Origin of the sequence: Nitratireductor aquibiodomus NL21 = JCM 21793 (assembly GCF_000615975.1) — a bacterium.
Taxonomy (GTDB): domain Bacteria; phylum Pseudomonadota; class Alphaproteobacteria; order Rhizobiales; family Rhizobiaceae; genus Nitratireductor; species Nitratireductor aquibiodomus.
The window spans coordinates 23,679-35,161 of sequence record NZ_BAMP01000042.1; the positions used below are offsets into that span (position 1 = coordinate 23,679).

The 11,483-nt window shown below is 59.2% G+C and carries 12 protein-coding genes; 5 read left to right on the plus strand and 7 right to left on the minus strand.

What is annotated here, in order from left to right; all coding sequences use genetic code 11:
- Positions 1 to 160: 160 nt before the first annotated feature.
- The 4 genes from JCM21793_RS12865 to JCM21793_RS12885 form a co-directional block, all read right to left on the minus strand.
- Positions 161 to 1,240, minus strand: a complete 1,080-nt coding sequence (locus JCM21793_RS12865) for a bifunctional helix-turn-helix transcriptional regulator/alpha/beta hydrolase (RefSeq protein ID WP_155983444.1) — start codon at positions 1,238 to 1,240, stop codon at positions 161 to 163.
- The gene (locus JCM21793_RS12870) at positions 1,237 to 1,872 is read right to left on the minus strand and encodes a hypothetical protein (RefSeq protein ID WP_025030636.1); all 636 of its coding nucleotides are present in this window, start codon (positions 1,870 to 1,872) and stop codon (positions 1,237 to 1,239) included. Before JCM21793_RS12870 ends, JCM21793_RS12865 begins: the two co-directional genes overlap by 4 nt.
- Before the next feature lie 181 nt (positions 1,873 to 2,053).
- The gene (locus JCM21793_RS12875; RefSeq protein ID WP_155983445.1) at positions 2,054 to 2,656 is read right to left on the minus strand and encodes a hypothetical protein; all 603 of its coding nucleotides are present in this window, start codon (positions 2,654 to 2,656) and stop codon (positions 2,054 to 2,056) included.
- A 48-nt stretch (positions 2,657 to 2,704) separates the two neighbouring features.
- Entirely contained in the window at positions 2,705 to 3,091 is a 387-nt protein-coding gene (locus JCM21793_RS12885) for a DUF2541 family protein (RefSeq protein WP_155983446.1), read from the minus strand.
- Between the two features lie 197 nt (positions 3,092 to 3,288).
- Here JCM21793_RS12885 and JCM21793_RS12890 point away from each other — a divergent pair, with 197 nt between their 5' ends.
- The 4 genes from JCM21793_RS12890 to JCM21793_RS25770 all read left to right on the plus strand — a co-directional run bounded on the left by JCM21793_RS12890 (position 3,289) and on the right by JCM21793_RS25770 (position 8,864).
- Complete coding sequence (locus JCM21793_RS12890) at positions 3,289 to 3,741, plus strand: cupin domain-containing protein (protein ID WP_036540293.1); 453 nt, start codon at positions 3,289 to 3,291, stop codon at positions 3,739 to 3,741.
- Between the two features lie 34 nt (positions 3,742 to 3,775).
- Positions 3,776 to 4,312: a hypothetical protein gene (locus JCM21793_RS12895; protein WP_155983447.1), complete on the plus strand. Its 537-nt coding sequence runs from the start codon at positions 3,776 to 3,778 to the stop codon at positions 4,310 to 4,312.
- A gap of 12 nt (positions 4,313 to 4,324) precedes the next feature.
- Positions 4,325 to 4,837, plus strand: a complete 513-nt coding sequence (locus tag JCM21793_RS12900) for a DUF805 domain-containing protein (protein WP_025030642.1) — start codon at positions 4,325 to 4,327, stop codon at positions 4,835 to 4,837.
- A gap of 418 nt (positions 4,838 to 5,255) precedes the next feature.
- Entirely contained in the window at positions 5,256 to 8,864 is a 3,609-nt protein-coding gene (locus JCM21793_RS25770) for an autotransporter domain-containing protein (RefSeq protein WP_162175222.1), read from the plus strand.
- A 57-nt stretch (positions 8,865 to 8,921) separates the two neighbouring features.
- Here the strand turns inward: JCM21793_RS25770 and JCM21793_RS12910 are convergent, their stop codons facing one another.
- Both JCM21793_RS12910 and JCM21793_RS12920 read right to left on the minus strand, forming a co-directional pair.
- Positions 8,922 to 9,623, minus strand: coding sequence for an AraC family transcriptional regulator (locus JCM21793_RS12910; protein WP_025030644.1), 702 nt, complete (start codon positions 9,621 to 9,623; stop codon positions 8,922 to 8,924).
- 296 nt (positions 9,624 to 9,919) lie between these two features.
- Positions 9,920 to 10,828 carry an SMP-30/gluconolactonase/LRE family protein gene (locus tag JCM21793_RS12920; protein WP_025030645.1) on the minus strand — a complete coding sequence of 303 codons (909 nt, stop codon included), beginning with the start codon at positions 10,826 to 10,828 and terminating at the stop codon, positions 9,920 to 9,922.
- A 77-nt stretch (positions 10,829 to 10,905) separates the two neighbouring features.
- Between JCM21793_RS12920 and JCM21793_RS12925 the strand changes: the two genes are divergently transcribed.
- Entirely contained in the window at positions 10,906 to 11,310 is a 405-nt protein-coding gene (locus tag JCM21793_RS12925) for a winged helix-turn-helix transcriptional regulator (protein ID WP_025030646.1), read from the plus strand.
- On the opposite strand, the gene JCM21793_RS28760 is transcribed toward JCM21793_RS12925, so the two are convergent.
- Positions 11,311 to 11,483, minus strand: a 173-nt coding sequence (locus tag JCM21793_RS28760) for a PaaI family thioesterase (RefSeq protein ID WP_280113518.1), incomplete at its 5' end; no start/stop codon positions are given.

Genomic DNA, 11,483 nt, shown 5'->3' on the forward strand with positions numbered 1-11,483 from the left:
TCTCCATTACCGGTCGCTCTTCGCGCCCATATCAAGGCCTCGCGAGGTGGAAGCTATCTTATTGTGATCGCTAGCGCTTACCCCATGCAGGGTATTCCAGCCAGCACCCCGGACGATCCGGTTTGGTTTCGGCTATATCAGCCTGTCGATACCTACAGTCTTACCCAACCAGATCCGCGATCAGGCTCGCGATCCGATCGGGGGCCTGGTGGAGGACAAGCTGACCGGCATTATCGATGGGTACAATCTCAAGCTCGGCGCGCATAGTTGCGATTTCAGCCACCAGATCGAACGGCGTTACAGGATCCTGCATGCCGTGGACGAACGTCATGGTGCGCGGTGCGAGCTTCCTCAGCCATACAGACCAATCGGATGCCGCCAAAGCGGCGTCGTATTCATAGCTGCCGGTCCCCTGCTGAAAGGCACGACGGAAATCACTCAGGAAAAGCGTCCTGACGCTGGCGGAGGATATCGCTTTCCTATCAACCGGTGCCGAAGCGTAGAGATTGTCAAACAGGACTTCGGGCCGATTGTCGATCAGCAGACCGAATGTTCCCCGCACGAGGAGTGAAAGCGCCTTCGGAAAATAGCGTGCCGTATACGCATAGAGGCGAGGCCATGCCGGCAGACGATGGATATATTCGCGATTCAGGAACGGTGGAAATCCGGCGATGGCCAAGGCATTGTTGACGCGATCCGGCAGCAGCGCCGCAGTCGCCGCCGCATAAACCGCAGCCGACATGTGCCCCACCACGATCGTTTTCTCAACGCCGAACGCGTCAAGCACGAATTCGAGATCCGACGCGAATGCCTGCTCAGGGGACGAGGGCTTGCTCGGGTAAGCCGTGGACATGGCAAACCCTGCGCGCCATGGACATATCAGCTTGATCCTGTGCCGCTTCAGGGCCTCGACAACGGGAGGCGACATAACCGTTCCCGAAAACATGTTGTGCAGGAAAATCACCGGATGCCCGGTGGGGTGGCCGTAAACATCCACCTGTATCTGTCGTTTGTCTGGAAGGGTGAGGGAAAGGCTGCCCGCTGGTGTCGGATCGTTCGGCTGGCTAGATGCCGGGGCAGCAATCTCCGGCGTGCTCAGGGTGATCGCTGCGAACAGCCGAACAAGATCGAGCTGGGAACCAACTCCCGTTTTGGCCAGAAGGGATTTGGCCTGAGTACGGACCGTCTGAATCGAACGCTGACGGCTATGTGCGAGATGGGAGAGGCTTTGACCTCTCACCAGGGTTTTAGGACCGCCTGCTCAGAGTCCGACAAGCCAAACGCTTCGGCCATTGCAACGCCCGCTGCCTGTGACCATTCGAAGTCGATACGGCTGAGCCGTGCGACAGCGTCGCTCTCATGGTTTCTGGCGGAAGAAAGTGCCCACAAGCTGCGCTGTCCGTCTAATGCGTAGAAAGGAAATATGCTGAAAACGGCCTCTGAGTCGGTGCGCGCGACCTGTCTCAGGCTTTCGCTCAGAACATGTTCGGTATCCGCATCGGTGGGCGCCGAAAACACGCTCTCTCCGACAACGAAAAGCGGTTCCTGGTCGTCCTGGATCTGTACCGAAAGGATGGTTGCGTTGCTGTCCAACAGCACGACATCACCGGCGTCGCGAATTGCAGGCGATCTGACGCCATCGCCACGCCAGAGCCGCATGAATGCATCTGCCGCCTTCTCGAAATGATATTCGGCGCTGGTGAGGTCAAGTATCTGTTTCTTCCCGGTGTCCGTGCCAGGCTCTCGTGTTGGAGCATCTACGGATCTGTCGTAGATCGTCGACAGTTCATTGATGAAACGCTCGACTTTGGCCGCGTTGGAAACCGTTTCCAGGGCGAGCGCAACAATCTGTTGTTTTTTTTCCGACCGCAAGTGACTTACTCCGACGCATAACAACAATCTGCGCGACATAACCTTCCGCAGCTCGCAGCCTCTGCCTTTCGGCTGACGGTAGTATTTCTAGACAACGCTTATCTATTGCACAAGAAATGCAAGCGTGAAGGTTTTCGCTTGTGCGCGTGCACGGCATCGGTATCACAATTTCCAGCTCGCATTATTCGGGAACTGGCAATAGCAAGTCAGGGGCGGGCTCGATGAGCTGTGTCGTCATGCTCTCAAAGCCGTCGTTCTTCATGTGATAGAATGTCTTGGCAATGTAGCCGCTTTTCTGGTCCACCCAGAACTTGGCGTGGATTTCCGTCGTTCCCCGCTGGGACGAATAGTCCGCTTCAACGGTGTCGTGAACAGCATCCTCCAGCGTTTCCTTACCACAGACGACGTTCTTTGCGGTCTTGGCGTCTTCGCGCAAACCGTCCTTGGCGTCCGCCTGGTTATTCCTTGTGTCGAGCGCACGAAGCTCGGTCCAGGTCTTTCCCTTGTCCTGCGAGGTGTACATGACATTGTCGTAGGTCAGCACCCAGGGCGAATTTTCTGGCTCGATCATTTCGGTCATCCAATGACCAGCTTCGGTTTGGTGGAAATAGTTGGTTGTGGTCGGGCCGCCCACTATCTCTTGGGTGACATGAATTTTTACAGGCCCGTCGCCATTGCCGTGGATCAGCAATCGGGTGAACCTGTCGCGGCAGTCTTCTGCAAACCCCGGTTGCGGAGCGGCGCACAGAAGGAAAAGCACTGTTGGAAGGATAGCGCGGGTCATTGGAGGCCTCTTTTCTTATGACTTGGGGCAACCTGATACTACATCCGCTCAGCGCGCGAAGAGACGGACGGTGGCGCGGCGCAGTTTCAGGCTGGACTCTTCATACAGAAATTTGACCGAGCGCAGGTCACGCGGGCCGGGCCCCTTCAAGTTGGTTGCCCGCGTGCAATGACCCGGTTCGATCCGGCGGGCGATTTTTACGTCCTGGTGCCCGCCATTGGCGAAACGCACATCGACATCGTAGAAGCGCACCGGGTTTCGGCTGACACAGAGCCTGATTTGCGCGAAGCGGCGTGGGCCGGGTTTAAATATGATGTCATGGTCCAGTCGGTCGGTGACGTTTTTCTTGCCAATCAGCTCCCATGCTCCCGCGGACACTGGAACGGAAACCCCCATGACCATCAACGCACCCAGCACGATTGCGCGGTTCCTCATTTCGTTCTCCTGGTTTTCCTGCCCCGGGAAAGCTACAGGCGCGAGCGCAACCGTGCATGCGACGTTTGTGCGATGCTGATGCGGTTCCTCCATTCCCGCTGAAAAGTTGAAGAAAATCGCCTCGATATCGCACAAACGTCGCATGATCGATCGTTTCGCGCTCCCTAACCTCTCACCTGATAACAGGAGGGATTACGATGGGGCGCGCCGATACTGTAGTTATCCACGACGTGACCTGGATGGGGACGCGATATGAGGTCTTGCTCTCTGCAGAAACGACGGACGGAGCAATGGGTATGTTTCGTTCCGAGGATCAGCCCGGCTTTGGGCCACCTCTGCATGTCCATCACGACGCGGATGAGACGTTCTATGTCCTTGAGGGCGCCGTCGATTTCGCGCGAGCAGACGAACGTCTGACACTGAGAGCTGGAGGGGTAGTGCATATTCCCCGTGGCACGCCGCATGCATTTCGTGTGCGCGGTAAAGGCGTCGCAAAAATGCTCACCGTTCTCACGCCCGGCGGGTTCGAAACATTCTTTGCAGAAGTCGCGGCAGCCGGGCTTGAAGTGCCGCGCGATATTCCGGCCATGCAGCGGATTTCAAAGATGTTTCAGCTTGAATTCGTCGGCCCGCCACTCGGTGCCGAATAGCAGGCACATCGAAACCAGACAGAAGGAAAATACGATGTCCATGAAACGGTCAATTTTCTCAATCGGCGCATCCTTGACTATGGGGATTTTGCTCACCACGGCGCCGGTACAGGCGCAAAATCTGGGATTAACTATCGATCAACTCATCGAGCGGGTTGGCGCCGCGTCGAATGCCGCAGGGGAAACCCTGAGCTTTGAGGAACAGAGATGTGTGGAAAATCCCAAGCCGGGTGACAAAACAAAGACGGTCATCAGTTGCCTGCATCGCCTCGGGGAGGGACGTACGCTGATCACCAATGCCGAGCCGGAAGGGCCGCTTTTGAATATATCCACCCGGCCCTGGGACGGAGGCGAGGGAGGCGCGGGCGCATTGATGATTTCCTGGATCGCTTCGGCGATCAATGGCAGCGAGCCCTCGGTTTGGCGCGATGCTGCCAATAGCCTGGTAAATACAGCCGCCACTGATGGTGTGGGCGGCACCACCATGGAGCGCGTCGACTTTACCGCGCTCGATTCAAACGGAAAACTGACCATTGGGGCCACGGCCAATAGCAGCGCCAGTACACAATAGTGGAGGAAAGAAATGGACCTTTTTACAAGTTTCAGCGGGCGCATTTCGCGCAAGGGCTTCTGGCTCGGTTTTCTGGCACTGGTTGCGGTTGCGGTCGTTGCAGGGGTGGTAATGCTGCAGATTTCACCTGTTGCTGCGGTGGGAATGAACTCGGCCGCGTCCGACAGCATCATGGTGATGCTTGTGCAACTCGCCGTGGCGGCGGCGATCACCTATTTCTGGTCCGCCATTGTCGTGAAGCGGCTTCACGATCGTGGCAAGTCCGCCATGCCATGGGCCATTGTGTTCATCGCGCCGGGCGTTCTCATGCAGGTCATGAGCATTTTCAAGATTGGTTATTCGGCTGAGGAACTGGCCGGTACTCAGATCATGATTCCCGGTATTGGGGCGACGGTGGTGACGTTGGTGACCGTGGCCGTGGGGCTATGGATGATCGTCGAACTGGGGTTCCTCAAAGGCATGCCGGGCAACAACGCCTACGGCCCCAGTCCGCTCAGCCACACACAGGCCACGCAAGCGGTGTAAACCGTCAGCACATCGGCTTTTTTCGCGGAAACAAGTAGGGTGACGCCATCGGCGTCATCCACATCTTTGAGCGGTTTGCCCCAACGGTCAAATCGTGCGTAGGCAATCGCGGCCCTGAACCTTTATTGCCGCTGACGATATTCGTGCGAAACAACTGAAGAAAATCGCCGTGATATCGCACAAACGTCGCATGCGCCGACGTGCCTGCGTTCCTAAACCTTGAAGCAATGAGCCAACCGCTTCGATTCGAGGCGGCGGGAAAACTGTATTCGGGGTGCCCACAGTGCAGAAAAGAAACAACCGAAATGTAAACCGCCGGGTGAGGTCTGCTCGTCGACCCGTTGGCCCTATCCTTCTGGCGCTGATGACGACAACTGCATTGGTTTTCGTCTTACTGCAGACGGCGTTGGCGCAAGAGGTGATCGATGACACCACCGGCACCACCGGTAATGCCTCGGAAACCGTGAATGGCGGCGGTGGCGGTACGCAAACAAGTCCGTGGAATATCGGCGACAGTCTTCTTGTCGGCGAATTCAGCACCGGCACACTGACCATCGAAAATGGCGGTACGGTCAGCAATACGGCCGGCTATATCAGTGCCTTTTCGGGCGGCGCCGGAACGGTGACGGTGACCGGCTCTGGCTCCACTTGGACCAATTCCAGCGAGCTGTATGTCGGCAATGCCGCCGCTGGCACGCTGACCATCGAAGATGGCGGGGCGGTCAGCAATACCTCTGGCGTCATCGGCAACCTTTCGGCCGGCACAGGCTCAGTGAGTGTGACCGGCTCCAGCTCCACCTGGGCCAATTCCGGACTCCTGTGGGTCGGCAACTCGGGCATCGGCACACTGACCATCGCCGATGGCGGATCGGTCAGCAACGGCGATGGTATCATCGGCAACGACTCGGACGGCGTGGGTGCGGTGACAGTAACCGGCGACGGCTCCACTTGGGACAATGCTTCCACCTTGCAGGTCGGCGGCGCCGGTACCGGCACGCTGACGATTGCCGATGACGGTGCGGTGAACGTGAATGCCGGCGCTGGCACCCTCACGATTGCCGATGACGCAGACTCCGCCGGCGCGCTCAATATCGGGGACGGTGCCAGCGCCGGTATTCTCAATGCCGCCACCGTCACTGGCGGCTCCGGCACCGCCACCCTCAACTTCAAGCACACCGACACGGATTATTTTTTCACCAATGATGGCACCAGCGCCGGCGCGGCCATCGATATCACCGGCACCGTGGCGGTCAATCACACCGCCACCGGCACGACGACGCTGACGGGTACCAACACCTACTCCGGCGGCACCATTGTCAATTTCGGCACGCTGACTGTCGATGGCGGCTCCATCACCCACACCTCCGCCGACCTGATAGTCGGGGCGTTCAGCGGCAACGATGGTGCATTGTCGATTGAGAGCGGCGGATCGGTCAGTAACCACGAAGCCGGAATCGGCTACGCCGCAGGCAGCGAGGGCGCGGTGAGTGTGACCGGCGCCGGCTCCACCTGGACCAATTCCGGGACCCTCTATGTCGGTCTCGCGGGTTCTGGCACCTTGACCATTGCTGATGGCGGCTCAGTGAGCAATACGGCGGGAACTGTCGGTTTTGTTTCAGGTGCGATCAGTGCGGTGACAGTCACCGGAGCGGGTTCAAGTTGGTCGAATTCAAGCGATCTATATGTCGGTGAAAGCGGCACCGGCACGATGAACGTCGAAGACGGCGCCACGGCCTCTGTCGGCGATGATGTCATGCTTGGCTTTGACGCGACCGGGAACGGTACTCTGGCTGTAGACGGTACCGGAAGCGAACTGGATGTAACGGACGCCTTCGTGGTCGGGCGGGCCGGGACAGGCGTGTTGACGGTGCAAAATGGCGGCACTCTGACCGGCAACTATAGCTATGTCGGCAATAGTTCCGGCGCTACGGGCACAGCAACAATTGCTGGTAGCGGTTCTTCTTGGACGCTCATAGGCGATCTTTACATTGCCGAACAAGGCACAGGGACGATGTCCATAGCTGATGGCGGCACGGTCTCGAATGCTGTCAGCTATATTGGCTATGACTCTGGTTCTGTCGGCGCGGTGACGGTGACGGGTGCGGGATCGACCTGGACGAATAACAACACCCTTTATGTCGGCGAGGATGGCGACGGCACGCTGACAATTTCCGATGGTGGCAGGGTTTCGGCAACTGGCGGTGTTGAGATAGCGTCAGCCAGTGGAGGATCAGGCGTTATCAATTTTGGCGCGGCGGAGGGTGATGCGGCTGTCGCAGCAGGTACGCTGGATACGTCCGACGTTGTCTTTGGCAGCGGCAATGGCGAGCTTGTGTTCAATCATACCAACCCTGCATATGATTTTGATGCGGCAATTTCCGGCTTTGGATCGAACGAATTTTTCGCGGGTGTCACGAACCTGACCGCCGACTCTTCCGGGTTTACCGGAGAGACCGTCGTTTCCGGCGGCAGTCTTTACGTAAACGATTCCCTCGGTGGAACGGTCTATGTCGACGACGGCTCGCTTGGCGGCAGCGGCACGGTGGGAGCGCTGACGGTCAATTTCGGCGGCAATCTGACGCCGGGAAACTCCATCGGTACGTTGAATGTCGCCTCGGCCATGTTTGCTGTAGGTTCCACCTACACCGTCGAACTCAACGACGGCGGTTTCGTTGCCGGGACCAACAGCGACCTGCTGAAAGCCAGCGGTACGGTGATGATCAATGGCGGCACGGTGCATGTAACGCCCGAGAACGGGACGGATGACGGTTCGACCTATACGCCGGGTACCTACACCATCGTCACGGCGGGCAGCGTGACTGGAACGTTCGACAGCGTGACAGACGATTATGTCTTCCTCGATTTCACCGACAGCTATGACGCGGCCAATGTCTATCTGACCTTCGAGCAGGTCATCTTCTTCTCCGATATTGCACGGACGCCGAACCAGCAGGCCGTTGCACCCGTTCTGGAGGATCTGGGCAACGGCAACGCGGTCTACGACGCGCTGATCGGGCTCGTCGGCAACGAAGTGGATGCCCGGGCCGCGTTCGATAGCCTGACCGGCGAGGTTCATGCCTCGGCGCAGACGGCATTGCTCGAAGACAGCCGTTTCCCGCGCGAGGCGGCGATGGACCGGTTGCGCGTGGCGCTCGGCGGTGTTGGGGCTGATAGCAGCGCCCAGATCGAGGATCGGATTTCCGAGAGCTTTGGCCTGTGGGGCCAGGGTTTCGGCTCCTGGAGCCGGTGGAACAGCGACGGCAACGCCGCCGCCTTGGACCGCACCATCGGCGGGTTCCTGATGGGCGGCGATGCGCTGGTCTGGGACAATGCGCGCTTCGGTATGCTGGGCGGCTATTCCCGCACACACTTCAGCGTCGATGATCGGTTTTCCTCGAGCACGGCCGATACCTACACGCTGGGCGCCTACGGCGGCGGCGAATGGGATGCTTTCACCCTGACCGGCGGGCTAGCTCATAGCTGGCACAGCCTTGATACATCGCGATCGGTGGCTTTTACCGGGTTCTCGGACAGTCTCTCGGCATCGTACAGCGCCCGGACCCTGCAAACCTGGGGCGAGGCGGCTTACAGCATCGAGACAGGTGCTGCCCGGTTCGAACCGTTTGCCAATCTCGCCTATGTGAACCTGTCGACCGATGGCTTCACCGAGACCGGTGGTGCTGCGGCGCTGACCGCGGATTCCAACACCGTTGATGCAACCTTCACCACCCTTGGCCTGCGCGCCGAAACTGCTGTCAGCTTGGGCGACGCAGATGCCATGCTGTGCGGCATGCTGGGCTGGCGGCACGCTTTCGGCGGCGCGCCCACCTCGCAAATGGCTTTCGCTTCGGGTGGCGATGCCTTCACCATTGCAGGCGTGCCGCTGGCGCAGGACAGTCTGGTGCTGGAGGCCGGGTTCGACGTGAACCTGACCGATAAGGCCACGCTGGGGTTTGCCTATGGCGGCCAGTTCGGCTCCGGCGTTCAGGATCATTCCGCCAGTCTCAGCCTGAATGTACATTTCTGATCGCCGGCGCCGCTGTCGGCGCTCGCCTGCACAAAACTGCGCCCGCCGTCCCAGACCTCAGGCGGCGGGTGTCTTTCCTTTAAAGACATGAAGATCATCACCATGCCCAGTATGAGATCCGGCATTGCCGCCATTACCGCACTCTCCAGGCGTGACATTCAACGTGCGCTTGAACAGCCGTGTCATATGGCTTTGATCGGAGGATCCGCTGGCTGCGGCGATGACCTTCAAGGGCAGGTCCCTGCGGGAAAGTTGTTCTTTTGCGTGGTCCAGACGCTGTTGCAGCACATAGGCGTAGGGTGGGCGGCCAAATTCCCGGTGGAACCGCCGACTGAAGTGGAACACGCTCAACCCCACAAGGGAGGCGAGTTCGGAAAGCGACAGGCTCGTCCCGATGTTCTCATCAATGTAGTCCATGAGCAGCCTGCGTTGTGCCTGTGACAGACCGTCATTCTGTTCCTTTGGCTGGAATCTGATGGTGGCATAGCTGCGCAGGATGTGCACAGCCATCTGGCAACGCAGCGCCTCCACATAAAGCGGGCCGCCAAGGCCTTTTTCACAGGCCTCAGTTGCAAGGCGCTGGATCATCTCTGTCAGAATTACGTCCTGCGCCGCCAGGCTGGCCTTCAGCTCTATCTCCGCAATGTCCCGTTCAAAGGCCTCTTCAGCGGTGCGCGCAAACGCGTCGAAGGGCATGTAGATGTGCAGAGCCTCGATCGCCGCGTCCCATCGCCAATGCGAGGTCTCGGAGCGGGTCATCACTGAAACGCTACCTGGACCGACAGACGCGCTTTCCCACGCGCTGCCGTTGTGGCGCCAGTTGATCGTCTCCTGAACCTGGTAGGCAACAACCGCAAAATCGGTCAGCCCCGGGCGCTGATCTCCTGAGGCGGGGTGCGGTAGCGCATTACCTTGATGCCGCTCTAGCCGAGCGGCGTGCTGTCGATGACGAGTTCACCCACCATCCACTGTGGCAGGTCTTCGGGGCAAATGGCGCGGTCCACCTTCTCCTCACGTTGCGGGTGCACGTTACCCATGCGGGTTTTGAAAGGGCGTCATTGCACGGCCCCCGACGATGCCAGCAAAACTGTGTAGAGGCTGCTGCTGGCGGTGATGTAGAGCCGGTTGCGCTTCGGCCCGCCAAATGTCAGATTCGAGACCTCCTCCGGAACGAAGATCTTGCCGATCAGGGTCCCGTCCGGGTGGTAGACGTGCACGCCTTCTCCGGTCGATGTCCAGATGCGCCCCTGCGCATCCAGCCGGAACCCGTCAAACACACCGGCCTCACAGGTGGCGAAGACTTCGCCTCCTTTAAGTTTGTCACCCTCGACACGGAAGGCGCGGATGTGGCGCGGGCCGTCGGGATAGCGCGTGCCGCCGGAATCCACGATATAGAGAATGCTCTCGTCCAGCGAAAAGGCGAGGCCATTGGGGCAGACGAAATCCGTCGCCACCCGCGTCACCTCTCCGGTTGCGGAGATGCGGTAGACATGCTGCCCGTCCTGTTCGGGCTCGGCGGCGAAACCTTCATAATCGGTTTCGATGCCATAGGTCGGGTCTGTGAACCAGATGGAGCCATCGGACTTCACCACCACGTCATTGGGGGAGTTGAAGCGCTTGCCTTCATAGCGGTCCGCCAGCACGGTGAGGCCTCCGTCGAGTTCGATCCGGGTCACCGAGCGTGTGCCGTGATTGCACATGACCAGACGGCCTTCCCGGTCGAGCGTGCTTCCATTGGTGTAGGCCCCAAGGCCCGAGCGGTGGTCGCCCACAGCGCCGGTGAGTTCGTCATAGCGCAGCCGCCGGTCATTCGGAATGTCGCTGAAGATCACAGACCGCCAAAGGGCCGAATAGACCGGCCCTTCGGTCCAGCGCCCACCGGTCCAGAGTTTCTCCACCGGTTCGGCAAGCTGCACCGAGCGTTTGAACCGGGCGTCACAGATTTCATAGCTGCTGTCGTTCATGGTCTATTCCTGTCATCGACAAGTATGCTACAAAATAAATAGCACGTCATCATATCAATTGCTATGGAAATTATAGCATGCAGCAGAAAAGCAAAACGCCCATCCCCAAGCCCGGCCAGCCCGTGCGCGGATCGCGATCCGGCGCGCCGGTGATGGCCCTGTTCGATCTTCTTGGGCGACGCTGGGCCATGGGCGTGTTGTGGTCGTTGGCGGAAGGCGGCCCGACAACGTTTCGCGGCCTGCAGGAACGGTGCGAAACCATTTCGCCCGCGGCGCTGAACCAGCGGCTGAAGGAGTTGCAGGAGGCGATGCTGGTGCATCGGGTGCCGGAGGGCTATGCGGCAACGCCGCTCGGTCTTGCCATCTATGACAAACTCGTGCCGTTGGGGGCTCTGGCTAAGGAATGGGGCAGGGCGCTTGAGGTTGGGGGAGGCGATGAGGCACATGATTCCGCTCTCGGTCAGTCCGCCTCCCGCAAGTGATCATTTCCCGACGGCGACTATGGTTCCTTGACCCAGCGCGCAGAGTATTTTTTGCGCACCTTCGATCGAATAGATCTCGCAACGGCAGACAGCTTGGCGCCGCCCGACGCTTTGGGCTTCCGCCCTTGCTTCAAGACGGCTGCCTTTCGCAGGCTTGAGGTGACCTGCTCCGC